Raw genomic sequence first — 15,148 nt, forward strand, 5'->3', positions numbered from 1 at the left:
CCTAGCGCAGTTTCAGCGCGCGGTCAGCCATCGCCTGCGCTCCGCCCGACGCGGAAAGGAAATCGGCGATCGCATCGCGGCCGCCCGCGCGCTCCTCCGCCGTCAGAATCAGCGCCAGCGCGCGCGGATCCCCGCCGAGCAGCCGCGCCTTGAGTTCGGCCAATTTCGCGGCGCGCGCGCTGCCCGTCGCGCGGCCATCGACGACATACCAGGTTGCGGCGTCGCGCAGCACCGGACCGGGATAAAGCAGCCGCTCGGTCTTGCCGCCATCGACAGCGGGCAGCGCCGCGCTCCACGCCCATTTGCTGTCGGGGTCGATCGCGCCCTGCCCGAAGCCGACGACCTCGCGGCCTTCGGCCTGCCGTTCATAGCCTCCGATCGCGACCGTGACGCGGCGTCCCGCGGCATCGACGAAATGCCGGACCAACCGGCGGTCGGCACCGTCGAAGCGCGGATGCCACGCGGCGCCCTCGCTCGCTGCGTCGTGCCAGCCCGGCGGCGGCGCCACCGCCATCGTCGCGGGCAGCAGCGCTGCGCGGCCCCCAATCAGCGCGGCCCACCCCGAAAAGGCGAGCGGGAGCGCGAAAGCGAGCGCCAATATCGCCGGCGCCGGACCGACAAAGCGCCGCGGCGCATCCAGCCCGGTGATGTCGACCGCCACATCGTTCGCCGGCCGGTCGAACCATCGCTTTGCGACCAGCATCACGATCAGGATCACGATCCCAAAGAATATCCAGCCGTAGAAAACATGGTCGATGCCTCCCGCGGCCTCGATCCCCCAGATTTCGGCGGCGACCATCGTGCCATAGGCGCGCAGCGCATTGGCGGCGACGGTCGTCGCGAGCGCCGCGGCGACGAAGACGATCCGCCGCGTCCAGCTTTTGAAACAGAGGTTCGCGGCGAACACAGAATAGGCGAGCATCGCGATCAGGAAATTGACCCCCGAACAAGCCTCCGCCACCTCGAAGAAGCCGGCGCGCGTGGTGATGAACACGCCCTCGATCGCCGCGTCGAGCCCCGAGAGATGAAGCAGTACGACGCTGATCCGCGCCGTCAGCGTCTGGAGCAGCGGCACCAATTCCTCGCCGAAAGGAACGAGCAGCAGCGCATAGCCAAGCGGGAAGAGAAGCGCGCGCACGAGGTTTTCGCCGAGCGCAGCACCGACCGCGCCCTGCAACATCAGGACAAGCCCCAACTGCCTGAACAGGCCGACGCCCGCCGCTTCGCCCACCAACCAGACGAAGCCGCCGCCCGCCAGCCATACGGCGCCGGGCCACCACCAGACCGGCGCCAGAGTGCGAAGCTGCGGCCAGCGCTGCTGCACCAGCCAGCCGATCATCGGCACCATCAACAGGCAATGGGTGAATGTCGAACTGTGCCACCAGATGCCTGCCATGTCGGCGGCATCGCGCGCGAACAGCAGCAGGATCGCCGCCGCGAGCGCGCCGAGCGCAGCCAGATGCCGCTGCCACGGCGACCAGCCGTGCAGCGCCGCGATCGGCCGGGCGGTCATTCGGGAAGCCCCAGCAAGTCGCCGAGTGGTTCCAGCCGCGCGTCCCACCCATAGCGCGCGATCATTCGGTCACGCGCGCTGGCACCCATCTGCGCGGCCCGTCCCGGATCGGCGAACAGGCGCGCGATTGCGTCCGCCATGGCCGCGGCCCCATCGGCGACGAGCAGATGGTCGCCGTCGACCGCGTCGATCCCGGTCGCGGCGGCGGCGCTCGCGACGACCGGCCGCGCCATCGCCATCGCCTCGAGCAGCTTGTTCTGCACCCCGCGCGCGAGCAGCAGCGGCGCCACGACGACATCGGCGGCGGCGAGCCACGGGCGCACGTCGGGGACTTCGCCGGTGACGGTGACGCCGGGCAGCCGGGCGAGCAGCCGCACCTCTTCGGTCGGCGCGCGGCCGACGATCGCAAAGCGTGCGCGCGGTTCGCGCTGGCGCAGCAGCGGCAGCACCGCCGCCGCAAACCAGCTCACCGCGTCAATATTGGGGCGATAGTCCATCTGTCCGGTGAACACCGCCAGCGGTCCATCGCCTTCATCCACCGCCGCGAAATCCTGCGCCGGGTCGAAACGGTCGGTGTCGATGCCATTTTCGACCGCGACGGCGATGTCGCCGCCAAGGCCGCTGCGCGTCCGGAACAGCGCCGCCTCCGCCTCGCTGACGAACAGGCTGGTATCGACCGAACGTGCGACTTTCGCTTCATAGGCGCCGAGCTTTGCCGCTTCGCGCCGGTGAACCCAGTTCATGGGCTGGCGCCTGTCCTGTTCGGCATAGGTCGCAAATTTGGCCGAATCGACGTCGACGAAATCCATGATGACCGGTCCGTCGAAACGCGCCGGAAGAAATTGCGCCATCTGGCCCGAGAAGGCGACGATATGGGTAATGCGCCCGGTCGCCAGCAAGGCATCGACGTAGGAGGCGACCACACCGCTGCGGAACAGCCGGTTCGACACCGGCTCGCCGCGCAGCACCGCCTGCGCGAGCGCGATGGGCCGCGCAGCGCGGCGCGCGTCGATGCACAGGCTTTTACAAAGCGGCGCCATTTTCTTCCGCGCCGTCTCCGCCTCGCCCGCATTGTCGGCGAGCGCGGCGACATGGACGGGGGCCAACTTGCGCAGCGCCTCGAACATGTGCCAGCTTCTTATCCGGTCGCCGCGGTCGGGCGGCCAGGGCGCGCGGTGGACCAGGAACAGGATTTCGGCCATCGCGCGGGTCAACCCAATCCGCGGGCGATCATCGGCCCGATGCGGTTGGCCGCCCACAGCGGTAGCTTCTTCCACAGATCGACCTGCAACCGGTATTTGGCGCTGTTCGGGTTGGTGTCGCGCGGCGCCTCGCCCGGCGCGAGCCAGCGCGCATAAGTCAGCGGGCGGGGTTCGAAACCCCAATTCTTCTTATAGGCGAAGGGACCGGTGCCAAGCTTCGAGCGGCCGAAATCGAAACGGGTGCAGCCGCGCGCGCGGGCATGCCCCATCAGCGCGAAATACATCAGCTCGTTGGCGCGCAGCCCGCGCGCTGCCGCCGTCCCGCCACCCCAATAGGGCATCACCGTGCCGCGCCAATAGAGGCTGAGCACGCTCGCCACCGGCCGGCCGTCGACGCGCACGGTCAATATGTCGGCATCCTCGCCAAAGGCGTCGAGCACCGCATCGAACAGCGCCTTCGGAAAGACCGGCGTGCCGAGGTTGCGAACGCTCGTCGCGTAGACGCGGTAATGATCGCGCCGCTCGGCGGCATCGCGCCCCGTCGTCACCGACAGATCGCCCGCCAGCGCCTTGCGCACCTCGGCGCGCTGCTTGCGCGGGACGGCGAGCAATTCGGCTTCGTCATCGGCGGCGAGGTCGCGCGTGAAGCCGGCGTAGACGTCGCCTTCGCAGCGCCAGCCCTCGCCTGCGGGCAGCGGGCCGCCGCGCAGTTCGACCGACGGAACGCCGAGCGCGCGGGCCAAGTCGGCGGCACCCTTGGCCAGGGTGTCGGCAACCGCTGCATCGTCCGCCAGCAGTCCGCCGTCGACAGCAAAGCCGCTGCCGACCAGCGCCTGTCCGAACAGCGGCGAGCGGACGTGGTGCAACGGGACGAGGCCGGTCAGCGCGCCGCGCGCATCGCGCGCCGTGACGAGATGGCAGCGGTGACCCGTCGCCTTGGTGATCGCTTCGCACCAGGCGCGCGTATGAAAGGGCGTCGCATCGGGGTGCGCGGCGACATAGGCGTCCCACGCCGCCGTGTCCGCAAGCGGCGCACCGGCAAAGGCGTCGCTCATCGTTTTGACCGGTGCGTTCACGCCGCCGCGCGCCACGGCCGGGCGCGATTCCGCTGCGCCGCGAGCAATGCATCGGCGCGCGTCCATTCGAAATCGTCGAGCAGCTTCTTCAACTTACCCGCCATCGCCGAGAGGCCAGTATAATGCCGGACCTTCGACCGTAGCGGCGCATCGGCGACGCGCGGCTGACCGGGATCGATCTCCCAAGGGTGGAAATACAGGATCGCGGGATGCCCCTCGCGATTCATCCGCTCGATCGCCCAGCGCGTGAAACCATAGGGAAGCAGTCGCATGAAGCCGCCCCCGCCGGCAGCAAGCGTGCGGCCCGCGAAGCGCGCAGTCGTCACCGGCCATTCGATCAATGCGCTGTCGGGAAGCGGTTGCCACGCATGGCGCGGGCTTTGTGCCCAACCATAATGATCATGCACCACCGGCGCGACGCTGCTCGAATAGGCATAGCCTTGTTCGGCAAGGACGGCATGCGCCCAGGGCGTGCGCATATCGACCGAAAAGCTGGGTGCGCGATAGCCGCGCACGGGCTGGCCGCCCAGATTTTCCAAGATGGCCCGCGTCTTTTCAAGGTCGGCGGCAAATTCGCCCGCCGTCATCTGGAACACGCGCTTGTGGTCATAACCATGGCTCGCCAGCTCGTGCCCCGCATCGACGATCCGTCGGATCAGCGCGGGATAGCGTTCGGCGACCCAGCCGAGCGTGAAGAAGGTGCCCCGAACCCCGGCCTCGGCGAACAGGTGCAAAACCGCATCGCAATTCGCCTCGACCCGGCATTCGAGCGCCGGCCAGTCGGCGCGATCGATCGTGCGCTCAAAGGCGCCGACCTGGAACCAGTCCTCGACATCGACCGACAGGCCGTTCTGCATCGTCCATCACCTCTGCCGGTCGCATAGCCGAAATCGGCGCTGCCGTCAGGCCGCCCAAACCTGCGATTTTGCGGGGTTGGGGGCGTTTTCGGGATCGCGCTCGACCCATTCGATCAGCAGGTCGAGAACCCGCCGCAGCGCTTCATCCTGTTCGGCAATGCGTGTCTCGAGCGCCGAAATCTGCGCGCGCAGCGCATCGAACTGCGCCGTATCCTGCGGAGCCGCAACTACCGGCGCAGCGGCGTCCGTCGCCGGCGCCGCGAAGGGCGCGCGCTCTGCGCTTGCCACCGGCCATTCGGGCGGTGGGGCGGCGTGCGGCGCGCGCGCCGATGCAGCATGCGCCACCACTTCCTCGACGGGCAACGGCGCAAGGCTCGCCTCGTCGATGCCGCGGTCCGATTCGATCTCGGCAATCACGTTGCGAACATGCTGCGCGTTGATGCGGTTGAGTTCCTCCACCGCTCCGAACAGCAGCAGGCGGCTGACGAGGACGTTGAGCTTGCGCGGTACACCTTCGCTATAATCATACATCAGCTCGAAACTGTCGGGGCTGAAGCTCGGGTTGCCCGTCCAGCCCACCTTGCCGAGGCGGTGGAGGATATAGGGTTCGACCTCTTCGGGTTCCATCGGATCGAGATGGTGCGTCGCGATCACGCGCTGGCGCAATTGTTCGAGCGTCGGCGAATGGAAAAGCGTCTGGCGGAATTCGGGCTGGCCGAGCAGAAAAATCTGCAGCAGCGAATGGCCGCCAAGCTGGAAGTTCGACAGCATCCGCAGCTCTTCGAGCGCCGAGATCGCAAGATTCTGCCCCTCGTCGACGATCAGCAGCGTGCGGCGGCCGGCGCGCGCCTGTTCGCGCAGATATTGCTCCATCGCGCGCAGCAGTTCGGCCTTGCTCTGCCCTTCCCATTCGATGCCGAATTGTTCGGCAACAAGGCGCAGCAGATCGTCGCCCTCGACCTGTGTCGACACCAGCTTGACGGCGGTCAGCCGGTTCGGATCGATCGTGTTCATCAGATGGCCGACCAGCGTCGTCTTGCCCGCGCCGACATCGCCGGTGATGACGATGAAGCCTTCACCCTGCGCCAGCCCATAGCCAAGGTAGGACATCGCCTTGCGGTGCGTTCCGCTCTCGAAATAGAAAGCGGGATCGGGCGTCAGCTGGAACGGGCGTCCGGTGAAGCCGTAAAATTGATCGTACATCGCAGTAATCCCGTTGTGCTGGATCAGAAGTTGTAACGCAGACCGACAAGCGCCGATCCGATAAGCTGGCTGTTGAAGCCGTCCTGGTCGAAGGCATTGAGCCCTGCCGCCGCCGTCCCCGTCAGGCCGCGCCAGAAGCGCCGCGAATAGGCCGCCGAGATGCCGGCCGACTGGACGTCGGACGCACCGGGCGAACCATTGTCGAAATAGTTGAGGTAGCCCGAAATGCTGAGGTCCGAAGAGGAATCGAGCTGGCGCCCGGCGGAGACGAAAAGATAATAGGCCTCGTCCACCGTGCCGTTGATCGCGCCGAGTACCGATCCGGTCGGCACCAGCAGCTTGCGGCGGTCGTATCCCGCACCGACACCATAGCTCCAGCGGCCATAGCGCGACGACAGGATCGCCTGCACGCCGCTGCTGCGGAACTGCGCGGTCGTCGTATTGGCAAGCTGCGGCGCGAGGCATCCACCACTCTGCTGCCCGAAGACGCAGGCGTTCACATCGCCGCTGATCGGATTGCGTGTCGGATCGAACTGCGTCGGCAGCGCCGACAGCCCGGTGGTCAGCCCGCGCCCGAAGCTGGAAAGCCCGTCATAAACGCCAAGCTGAAACAGCGTCCTGTCGTCGGGACGATAAGCGAAGCTGCCCGTATAGACCGTGTCGCCATAGCGGCGACCGACGCGCGCGGTCAGCGAGGTGCGCGGGCTCGGGCGCCACATCACGCCGGCATCCCAGATCAGTCCGTCGGTGTCGAAAGAGAGCTGTCGCGGCTGCGACGTGTCGGTGACAAAGCGGCCGTTCGAATCGCGCACCGGCACCCCATTGGTGTCGAGCAGCGGGTCGCGCTGGCTTATCTGGACCTTTTCATAGCCCACGCCGCCCAGCAAGGCGACGCTGGGGCTGATCGGCACCGTAACGTCCGCGCGGGCATATTTGCCCTCGAACCGCTGGTCGAGCTGATTGCTGTCCTCGCGCTCATAGCCGCCCGAAACCTGCCAGCCGAAGGGCAGATCGCCCGGACGCTGGCCGAGGCTGGCCCAAGCGACATGGTTGGTCGAGCTGTCATAGGCATCGCCGACCGGAACGCCCGGTGCGAGCACCGCGGGCGTATCGATGTCGACCTTCGTATAACCGAAACGATAGCCGGCTCCGAAGTCGAGGTTGCCGATGCGCTTGGTCAGCGTCGGACCGGCATAGATGGAATAGAGATTGGCGACATTGTTCGCGCCGCCGATGAACAGGCCGCTGTCGGCGCCCCGACCGTCGGCGCGCGCACGGGTCGCAAGCGCGCCGCCTTCGATATTGAAGCCCTGCATCAGTTCGAGGCGCGCCCGCGCGAGACCGCTGAGCACGTCGGCATCGCCAAGACCGCCCGATTCGCCAAAGCGATGTTCGTAGCGAATCGTGGCTGCCGCCTCGGCGCGGCGCGTCGCGATCACCGCATCGACGCCGGCCGCTACGGTCGTGTAGGTGAGCACGTCGCCGCCATTCTTGAGCTCGGCAGTGAGTACCTGGCCGATCTCGAGATAGGGGCTGACGTCGACCTGGCGGCGCTTCTTCTGCTTCTCGGCGCGCTTGCCGCCCTTGCGGTCGCTTTCGCCGGACGCCGCACCCGAAGCCGGGGCAGCATCGCTTGCGCCCGAGCCCGAGCCGGAACCGCTGTCCTGCGACCATTGGGCCTGCGCGCCCGTCGCCGTGCCGGCGAGCAACAACGCCGCGATCGCGGCCACGCCGCGCAAATAAGTCCGGTCGCGCATCATGACGCGCCTCCCTGTCCGTAATAGGTGCCGAAGCGGCGGCCGCCCGGCGAGAATTTCACTCCGTTGAGGAGCAGCTGGATATGCGGGCAACCGCCCATCAGCCCGACCGCATCGCGCAGCGAGGATTCGAGCGTCTGATCGGCGCGCACCACGATGATGAGCTGGCCGACATGCCCCGCGAGCACCGCGGCCGGCGAGGCGGCGAGAACCGGCGGTGAATCGAGGATGATGATCCGCCCCGGCGCACCCTGTTCGAGCTGCGCGAGCAGCGTCTCGGTTCGGGCCGATGCGAGCAGTTCGGTGTCGTGCATATGCTGCGTACCGGCAGGCATGACCTTCAGTCCCGGAATATCGGTCTGGATCAGGCAGTCGCCGAGCGGCAAGTGCGGATCGGCGAGCGCGTCCATCAGGCCCGGCCCATCGGGCAGCCCCAGCGTTTCGAGGACGCTGGGTTTGGCGATGTCGGCATCGATCAGCAACACGTCGTGATCGGCCTCGACCGCAAGGCTGAGCGCCAGATTGACCGCGGTAAAGGTCTTTCCCTCGCCCGGATTGGCCGATGCGATCAGCACGCGGTGACCGCGCGGCACGACGGGACGGTTGGCGGTGCCCGCGAAGTTGCGAATGATCTCGCGCTTCACGATACGATATTCTTCCGCGATGCCGGTGACCGGCGCGCCAGGTACCACCATCCCGCGCGCGGCGAGCCGCTCGCGATCGATCTTGCCCTGCCGGTTCGCGACGATCGCCGGGGCGGCGCGCGCCACCTCCTTGCGCGGCGATGCCTTTGCCGCGGGCGTGGAGGTGGATGGGGGCATCGCTTCGACCGCCGGTGCCGGCGCTTCGGGCGGCAGAATTTCGGGCTGCGGCGCTTCGGCAGCGGGCTTCGCCTTCTTCGCCTTGCGCTCGGGTTCGGGCGGAAGCTGCGACACGTCGATCGTCGGTGCATGCTTCGCGGGATCGAGGCCGAACATGTCGGCCGCGCGTTCGAGCAGCGAGGGCTGGCGCTTGACGGGGCGTTGGTCGTTCATGTCCTTTTCCTCGCTCACGCGACCATGCCACGCTGGACGAACTCGGCGACCAGCAGCAGCGCATAGAGGCCGACGAGCGCCGCCCCCCCGCTGGCAAGCCAGACAAGCCGCTTGCGCCGCTCGACGTGCCGGTCGGGCGTCACGACCTCGGTGATCGATCCGATGACGGGAAGTCCGCTCGCGCGCTCGAGCTTCGCGGCGGTGGCATAGCTTGTGCGCACCTGCGCCAGGCCGAAAGCCGCGCCGATGCCGCCGCCAATGCCGGCGAGCAGGACGAGCGTCAGGAATAGCGGGCGATTGGGCGCCGCAGGGCTGGTCGGCTTCGACGGCGGATCGAGCAACTCGATACGGATCGCGTCGGTTTCGGTCTGCACGTCGCCGCGCAGCCGGACCTGTTCGCGCTGCGCGAGCAGCTTGTCATACTGTGCCTTTTGCGCCGTATATTCGCCGTTGATCCGGTCATATTCCGCGGCAATGCCCGGGTTCTGGATCTGCTGCGAGGTGATGCGCGCGATGTCGCCAGTGAGCTGCGCCTTGCGCGCCGACAGCGCGCTGACGGTGGCCTGCCGCTCGGCGCGCATCGCGGCCAGCGACGAATAGGCGGGGTTCTGCATCCCGCCGCCACCGCCATTGCCTTCGCGGTCGGCTTGCGCCTTGAGCGAGGCGATCTGACTCTTGAGCGCGATCACATCGGGGTGCGCGTCGGTCAGCCCGCGTGCGCGCATCGATGCAAGCTCGTTCTGCGCGCCCGCAAGCTGCTGCCGCGCGACGCCGCCGCCGACACCGCCTGCGCCCGGCACCGTCGCGGGGGTCGAGGCGAGCTGGCCGTTGGCGGCCGCCAGCGCCGCCTGCGCCGCAACCAATTGTGTTTCGATCTGGCTGAGTTCGGCGCGCGCCGCATCGACGCGCTGGGCGGGCGATCCGGCGCCGCCCGGAATCAGACCGATATTCTGCGCCTCGAACGCGGCGCGCCGCGCCTCGATCTCGCGCAGCGATTTTTCGCGGTCGGCGATCTGCGAATCGAGGAATTTCAGCCCCTCGCGCGCATCGACGCGGCCCCCGCGCAGCTGATCGTCGCGAAAGACGGTGATCAGGCTGTCAAGCACCCCGCTCGCCAGCTTGGCATTGTCGGCGTCCGACAGGCTGCCGATGCCGACGCTCGACGTGATTTCGAAGATATTGTCCTGCTGCGGCACGATCTTGATATTCTTTTGCAGCATCGCGACCGCGCCCGCTTTCTCGCGCTCGCCCGCACCCGCCGGGATCAGGCCGGTGGTCGTCGCGACCTTCTCCAGATTGCGCGCGCTGGTCAGAGTTTCGCGAATCTGGTCGATCTGCTGGCGCCCGCCGAACGATCCGCCCTGCGCATCGTCGGGCAGGATCTGGTTCACATCGACGAGCAGGCGCGCGCGGCTGTCATAGCGGTTCGGGATCGACGCGATCGCCAGCCAGCCGAGGATGCAAATACCCCAGGCGACCGCGAGCACGAGCCAGCGCCGCGTCCAGACGCTGTGCACCGCAACCCGGAATTCGTCGTAAAGGCCGTTCATCGCTTGTCGTCAGTCCTTGCTGGGCAGTGGCGGTCGGGGGCGCGCAAACGCCGTCAGAACATGCTTTCGGGGATGATGATGACGTCGCCCGGCTGAAGCTTGACGTTCGCCTTGATGTCGCCGCGCTTGATCAGGTCGTTGAGGCGAAGCCCATATTCATGCTGCTTGCCGCTGCCCTTGTCGAAGCGGACGAGCCGCGCCTTGTTGCCAGCGGCATAATCGCCGAGACCGCCGACCGCGATCATCGCGTCGAGCACGGTCATGTTCGCGCGATACGGAATCGACGCCGGCTTTTCGGTGGCGCCGACGACGCGCACCTGCTGCGAGAAGGTGCTGTTGAAGCTGGTGACGATCACGCTGACGATGGGGTCGGTGATATATTGGCTGAGCGCGAGCTTGATGTCCTGCTGGAGCATCGTCGGCGTCTTGCCGACCGCGGGCATGTCGGTGATCAGCGGCGTGGTGATCCGGCCGTCGGGGCGCACCTGGACCTTGCCGCCAAGTTCGGGGTTGCGCCACACGAAGATCTGCAGCTCGTCGAGCGGCCCGATGATATATTCCTCGCCCGGCCCTTCCTGGTTCGCGACGAAATTGGCGCTGGGAAGCTGCGGCGCGGTAGTGCCGGCCCCCATGCACCCGGTCAGCGCGGTCGCGGCGATGCCGGAAATCAGCGCGGCGCGGGCGGCGCGAAGCGAGGGGAAGGACGTCATGTTCAATTCACCTTTCGAGCGGACGGGTGCCGCCGCGGCGCCAATCCCCGCAGCAACAGCCAATGCGTCAGGGTCAGCCATGCTGGAAAAGGGTGAACATACCGTTAGTATTGGGATAAGTTGTGTCCGCGCTTGTCGCACATTGTGCCGCTTCGGCACAAAATTTAACCGCGTTCGGTAAGGTTCAGACGAGCATCTCGCGCGCCGGCCCCTGTCCGAGGAACGCAGCGGGGCTCGCCGAGGCGCCATAGGCGCCCGCCTGGAACAGCGCGACCAGATCGCCGACATCGGCGCGCGGCAAGCCAACCTGATCGCCCAGCCGATCGAGCGGGGTGCACAGACAGCCGACGACAGACACGGTTTCGACGGCCTCGCGGCCGAACCGGCCGGCAACCGCGATAGGATAGTTACGCCGGATCACCGTCCCGAAATTGCCGCTCGCGGCGAGCTGGTGATGCAGTCCTCCGTCGGTGACGAGGAAAGTTTCGCCGTGGCTGACTTTCCGGTCGACGACGCGCATGAGATAGACCCCGGCCTCGGCGACGAGCCAGCGGCCGAGTTCCATCGCAAAGCCGCTCTCAGCCAGCTCGGCGCCTCGCGCGCCGAGCGTTTCGGCGAGCCGCGCGCCGACCGTCGCAGCGTCGACCGCGCGGTCGCCGGGGAAATAGGGAACCCCCATGCCGCCGCCCAGGTTGACGAGCGGCGGGGTGGCGCCGACCGCCTCCGCAAGCCGCGCCGCGAGCGCGACCGTCTGCGCCTGCGTATCGGCGATCGCATCGGCATCAAGTGCCTGCGATCCCGCGAAAATATGAAAACCGCGCCAATCGGCGCCGGCATCGATCAGCGTGCGGACCAGCGCCGGAGCCGCGTCGGCATCGACCCCGAACGGCTTGGCGCCGCCCCCCATTTTCATGCCCGATCCCTTGAGATCGAAGTCGGGATTGACGCGCACTGCGAGCCGGGGCCGCGTTCCGATACGGTCGGCAATGGCCAGCGCCCGTGCCCCCTCCCCCGCCGATTCGAGATTGAGCGTCGCGCCCGCCACAATCGCCGCTTCCAGTTCGCGGTCGCGCTTGCCGGGGCCGGCGAAGCTGATGTGTTCGGCCGCCATGCCGCTCGCGAGCGCCAGCGCCAATTCCCCGCCGGATGCCACGTCGAACCCGTCGACGATGGTCGCCATATGCGCAAGCAGCGGCGCGAAGGGATTGGCCTTCATCGCATAATGGAGCTGCACCTCACGGGGCATTGCGGCGCGCCATTCGGCGGCGCGCGCGGTCAGCATCGCGCGGTCATAGACAAAGAGCGGCGTGTCGCCCGCCGCCTCGGCGAGGGCATCGGCACGCCGGCCCCCGATGCGCAGCATGCCGTCGGCGTCGGCCGCGAAGCCGGGCGGGATCGGGCCGTGCGGCTTCATGCCGCCACCCCTGCACCCCATTCGGCCGCGATCGCGACGCGGTCGAGCTTGCCATTGGGGTTGCGCGGCAGCGCCTCGCGCCACTCCACGGCCTTGGGCTGCATGAAGTTGGGGAGCCTCCGGCGCAGTTCGGCGGCGAACGCCTCGCGGTCCGCATCGGCCTTGCCGCGCACGATCAACTGGATCGCAGCGCCCAGCCGCGCGTCGGGCACGCCGAAGGCGACGGCCTCATAGACCATGCCGGTGGCAACGGCGGCATCCTCGATCTCGGTCGGGCTGACCCGGTTGCCCGCGGTCTTGATCATCGCATCGTCGCGGCCGACGAAATAGAGCAGGCCGTCACCATCGCGGCGCACCGTGTCGCCCGACCAGACAGCGGTGCCGCCCCACGTCGATGCCGCAGGCGCTGCGCGGAACCGCTCGGCGGTGCGTTCGGCATCGCGCCAATAGCCCTGCGCGACGAGGGGTCCGCAATGGACGAGCTCGCCCGCTTCGCCATCGGCGGTGATGCTGCCATCGGGGCGGCAGACGAGAATTTCGGCGTGCGGAATGGCACGGCCCATCGAGGTCGGATGCGCCGCGACCAACTCCGGGTCGAGCCAGGTCGACCGGAACGCTTCGGTCAGGCCGTACATCGGATAAATATCGGCCTCGACAAAAGTCGCGCGCATCGCGTCGATCAGCGACGGCGTCAGTGCGCCGCCGCTGTTGGTAAGGCGGCGCAGCGATGCGGCGACATCCACCGGCCAATCGACCTCGACCAGTTGCACCCATAAGGGCGGCACCCCGGCGAGCGTCGTCGCGCCGTGCCGCGCCACCGCCTTCACCACATCGCGCGGCGCCAGATAATCGAGCGGCGCCGCCGCCGCACCTGCATACCAGGCCGAAAGAAGCTGGTTCTGGCCATAATCGAAGCTGAAAGGCAGCACCGCCAGCACGCGATCATCGGCGCCAAGCGCCAGATAGGTCGCGACACTCTCGGCACCGAGCCACAGATTGGCGTGACTGAGCATCACGCCCTTGGGCCGTCCGGTCGATCCGCTGGTATAGAGAATGGCGACCAGATCGCCGGGATCGCCCGCCGAAGGGGGCAAGCGCTCCGGATGGCCGTCGATCGCCGCCTCGACCGCAGTCAGATCGCGCAGCGCACAGCCGCCGGGAAGGCCGTCGCCCAGCATGTCGGCCCGCGCGCGATTGGTCAGCAACAGCGCTGCGCCACTGTCGGCCAGAATATGCGCGACCTGCGGTGCCTTCAGCAGCGGATTGACCGGCACATGGATCAGCCCGGCGCGCGCCGCGGCGAGCGGCATCAGGCAGGCAGCGCGCGTCTTTGCGCTCCAGCTCGCCACCCGGTCGCCGGGCCGGGCGCCCGCGGCGCGCAGCCATGCCGCTAGCCGGCCGACACCCGCATCGAGATCGGCAAACGACATCGGCGCGTCGCCGATGAGCAGCGCAGGCGCATCGGCCGCGCCGCGCAGCGCGAGATGGTCGAGGGGGTATGAGGGCGGGTTTTCGGCTTTGGTCATCGGCTGTTAGGACAGTGGTGATAGAGCGCCGCACCATGGATGGGAACGGTGAACATCACGCTAATGATGCCAAGCTGCCCGCCGCAGCGCGCGGCATGGGCCATGCTTCGCCGTTCGACCGTCCCCAATGGTTCGACCTGCTCGCCGCGCACGGATTTGCCGGAGAAGGCCGAATCGATGCGGTGGGCTCCGAAGGCCAAACCACGGCGTGGCTGCCGCTTCGGCGTGAAAAATCGGGCGCGGTTTCCGGGCTTGCCAACTGGTACAGCTTTGCAATCCGCCCGCTTTATACCGGCCAGGGCGACCATATGGCGGCGCTGCGCGATCTGTTCGCACGCGCCCGCGCCGAGGCCGCACGCCTGACGCTCTATCCCGTGCCCGATGCCGAAAAGGACAGCATCGCAACCGCGATGCGCGCCGCCGGCTGGTGGGTGCGCGCGGTGCCGGCGGGCGATCGCCACTGGCTCGACCTGACGGGGCTCGATCATGACGGCTGGTGGGCCACCCGCCCCGGCGCGCTGCGCAGCACGGTCCAGCGCAAGGCGAAAAAGAATATTGTCGCGATCGAGATTCTGACCGCATTCGACGCCGATGCCTGGGCGGCCTATGAGCATATCTACGCCGCGAGCTGGAAGCCCGAAGAGGGCAACCCCGCCCTGCTCCGCGCCTTTGCCGAAGAAGAAAGCGCGCGCGGCACCTTTCGCATGGGGCTGGCGCGGATCGACGGCGAAGCGGTGGCGGCGCAATATTGGACAGTGGAGGACGGCACCGCCTTCATCCACAAGCTCGCGCATGTCGAGGACAGTCTGAAGGCATCGCCCGGCACCCTGCTTTCGGCGGCTCTGTTCCGCCATGTCATCGCGGTCGATGGCGTGCGCCGTATCGATTTCGGCACGGGCAACGACGCCTACAAGCGCGACTGGATGAACCGGCACGAGCCCTTGTGGCGATTGGAGGCTTTCAATCGCGGGCGCATCGCGGCATGGGGACCGGCATTGAAGGCCTTTGCCCGTTCGCTGCTCAGGAAAGACCCATGACCGAAGTCCATAACGTCGACGCCACCCTTCGCGCCCTGCTCGCCGACGTCCTCGGCCTTGGCGCCGAACGCGCGGCGGCGCTGACCGAAGACAGCGGCCTGTTCGGCGAACTGCCCGAATTCGATTCGATGGCGGTCGCAACTGTGCTGACCGAGATGGAGGACCGTCTCGGCATCCTGATCGACGATGACGACGTCGACGGCGAAATCTTCGAAACCTATGGCAATCTGCTGCGCTTCGCCGAACGCAAGGTTCAGGGCTGACCGGCA

General features: G+C 67.7%; 13 protein-coding genes. 2 read left to right on the plus strand and 11 right to left on the minus strand.

Annotated elements, in window-relative coordinates:
• Nucleotide 1: 1 nt before the first annotated feature.
• From xrtA to ACT17R_RS14055, 11 genes are all read right to left on the minus strand, one after another.
• Complete coding sequence (gene xrtA, locus ACT17R_RS14005; protein ID WP_444809630.1) at nucleotides 2-1,513, minus strand: exosortase A; 1,512 nt, start codon at nucleotides 1,511-1,513, stop codon at nucleotides 2-4.
• Complete coding sequence (locus tag ACT17R_RS14010) at nucleotides 1,510-2,715, minus strand: TIGR03087 family PEP-CTERM/XrtA system glycosyltransferase (RefSeq protein ID WP_444809631.1); 1,206 nt, start codon at nucleotides 2,713-2,715, stop codon at nucleotides 1,510-1,512. Before ACT17R_RS14010 ends, xrtA begins: the two co-directional genes overlap by 4 nt.
• 8 nt (nucleotides 2,716-2,723) lie before the next feature.
• Nucleotides 2,724-3,770 (minus strand): FemAB family XrtA/PEP-CTERM system-associated protein, encoded by a 1,047-nt coding sequence (locus tag ACT17R_RS14015; protein ID WP_444809632.1) that lies wholly within the window; start codon nucleotides 3,768-3,770, stop codon nucleotides 2,724-2,726.
• Nucleotides 3,771-3,787: 17 nt separating this feature from the next.
• Nucleotides 3,788-4,648: an XrtA system polysaccharide deacetylase gene (locus ACT17R_RS14020; protein WP_444809633.1), complete on the minus strand. Its 861-nt coding sequence runs from the start codon at nucleotides 4,646-4,648 to the stop codon at nucleotides 3,788-3,790.
• A 45-nt stretch (nucleotides 4,649-4,693) separates the two neighbouring features.
• Entirely contained in the window at nucleotides 4,694-5,851 is a 1,158-nt protein-coding gene (locus tag ACT17R_RS14025; protein WP_444809634.1) for an XrtA/PEP-CTERM system-associated ATPase, read from the minus strand.
• Between the two features lie 23 nt (nucleotides 5,852-5,874).
• Nucleotides 5,875-7,611, minus strand: a complete 1,737-nt coding sequence (locus ACT17R_RS14030) for a hypothetical protein (protein ID WP_062765647.1) — start codon at nucleotides 7,609-7,611, stop codon at nucleotides 5,875-5,877.
• A complete protein-coding gene (locus tag ACT17R_RS14035) occupies nucleotides 7,608-8,642 on the minus strand; it encodes an AAA family ATPase (RefSeq protein ID WP_444809635.1) in 1,035 nt (344 codons plus the stop codon). Before ACT17R_RS14035 ends, ACT17R_RS14030 begins: the two co-directional genes overlap by 4 nt.
• A gap of 14 nt (nucleotides 8,643-8,656) precedes the next feature.
• Nucleotides 8,657-10,192, minus strand: coding sequence for an XrtA system polysaccharide chain length determinant (locus tag ACT17R_RS14040; RefSeq protein ID WP_186403344.1), 1,536 nt, complete (start codon nucleotides 10,190-10,192; stop codon nucleotides 8,657-8,659).
• Between the two features lie 53 nt (nucleotides 10,193-10,245).
• Nucleotides 10,246-10,902, minus strand: a complete 657-nt coding sequence (locus ACT17R_RS14045; RefSeq protein WP_058812850.1) for an XrtA/PEP-CTERM system exopolysaccharide export protein — start codon at nucleotides 10,900-10,902, stop codon at nucleotides 10,246-10,248.
• Between the two features lie 184 nt (nucleotides 10,903-11,086).
• Nucleotides 11,087-12,316, minus strand: a complete 1,230-nt coding sequence (locus ACT17R_RS14050) for a pyridoxal-dependent decarboxylase, exosortase A system-associated (RefSeq protein WP_444809636.1) — start codon at nucleotides 12,314-12,316, stop codon at nucleotides 11,087-11,089.
• Nucleotides 12,313-13,842, minus strand: coding sequence for an acyl-CoA ligase (AMP-forming), exosortase A system-associated (locus ACT17R_RS14055; RefSeq protein ID WP_444809637.1), 1,530 nt, complete (start codon nucleotides 13,840-13,842; stop codon nucleotides 12,313-12,315). The genes ACT17R_RS14050 and ACT17R_RS14055 overlap by 4 nt, the downstream gene beginning before the upstream one ends.
• Nucleotides 13,843-13,877: 35 nt before the next feature.
• Here ACT17R_RS14055 and ACT17R_RS14060 point away from each other — a divergent pair, with 35 nt between their 5' ends.
• Both ACT17R_RS14060 and ACT17R_RS14065 read left to right on the plus strand, forming a co-directional pair.
• A complete protein-coding gene (locus tag ACT17R_RS14060) occupies nucleotides 13,878-14,879 on the plus strand; it encodes a GNAT family N-acetyltransferase (protein WP_444809638.1) in 1,002 nt (333 codons plus the stop codon).
• Nucleotides 14,876-15,142, plus strand: coding sequence for an acyl carrier protein (locus ACT17R_RS14065; RefSeq protein ID WP_058812843.1), 267 nt, complete (start codon nucleotides 14,876-14,878; stop codon nucleotides 15,140-15,142). Before ACT17R_RS14060 ends, ACT17R_RS14065 begins: the two co-directional genes overlap by 4 nt.
• Nucleotides 15,143-15,148 lie beyond the last annotated feature (6 nt).

The organism is Sphingopyxis sp. Q841 (assembly GCF_052384365.1).
Classification (GTDB): Bacteria; Pseudomonadota; Alphaproteobacteria; order Sphingomonadales; family Sphingomonadaceae; genus Sphingopyxis; species Sphingopyxis terrae_A.

Bases quoted from the DNA above. Each gene is read 5' to 3' on its own strand.
- xrtA (WP_444809630.1), bottom strand. From the start codon at position 1,513: ATGACCGCCCGGCCGATCGCGGCGCTGCACGGCTGGTCGCCGTGGCAG.
- ACT17R_RS14025 (WP_444809634.1), bottom strand. From the start codon at position 5,851: ATGTACGATCAATTTTACGGCTTCACCGGACGCCCGTTCCAGCTGACG.
- ACT17R_RS14045 (WP_058812850.1), bottom strand. From the start codon at position 10,902: ATGACGTCCTTCCCCTCGCTTCGCGCCGCCCGCGCCGCGCTGATTTCC.
- ACT17R_RS14030 (WP_062765647.1), bottom strand. From the start codon at position 7,611: ATGATGCGCGACCGGACTTATTTGCGCGGCGTGGCCGCGATCGCGGCG.
- ACT17R_RS14050 (WP_444809636.1), bottom strand. From the start codon at position 12,316: ATGAAGCCGCACGGCCCGATCCCGCCCGGCTTCGCGGCCGACGCCGAC.
- ACT17R_RS14040 (WP_186403344.1), bottom strand. From the start codon at position 10,192: ATGAACGGCCTTTACGACGAATTCCGGGTTGCGGTGCACAGCGTCTGG.
- ACT17R_RS14055 (WP_444809637.1), bottom strand. From the start codon at position 13,842: ATGACCAAAGCCGAAAACCCGCCCTCATACCCCCTCGACCATCTCGCG.
- ACT17R_RS14060 (WP_444809638.1), top strand. From the start codon at position 13,878: ATGGATGGGAACGGTGAACATCACGCTAATGATGCCAAGCTGCCCGCC.
- ACT17R_RS14010 (WP_444809631.1), bottom strand. From the start codon at position 2,715: ATGGCCGAAATCCTGTTCCTGGTCCACCGCGCGCCCTGGCCGCCCGAC.
- ACT17R_RS14020 (WP_444809633.1), bottom strand. From the start codon at position 4,648: ATGCAGAACGGCCTGTCGGTCGATGTCGAGGACTGGTTCCAGGTCGGC.
- ACT17R_RS14015 (WP_444809632.1), bottom strand. From the start codon at position 3,770: ATGAGCGACGCCTTTGCCGGTGCGCCGCTTGCGGACACGGCGGCGTGG.
- ACT17R_RS14035 (WP_444809635.1), bottom strand. From the start codon at position 8,642: ATGAACGACCAACGCCCCGTCAAGCGCCAGCCCTCGCTGCTCGAACGC.
- ACT17R_RS14065 (WP_058812843.1), top strand. From the start codon at position 14,876: ATGACCGAAGTCCATAACGTCGACGCCACCCTTCGCGCCCTGCTCGCC.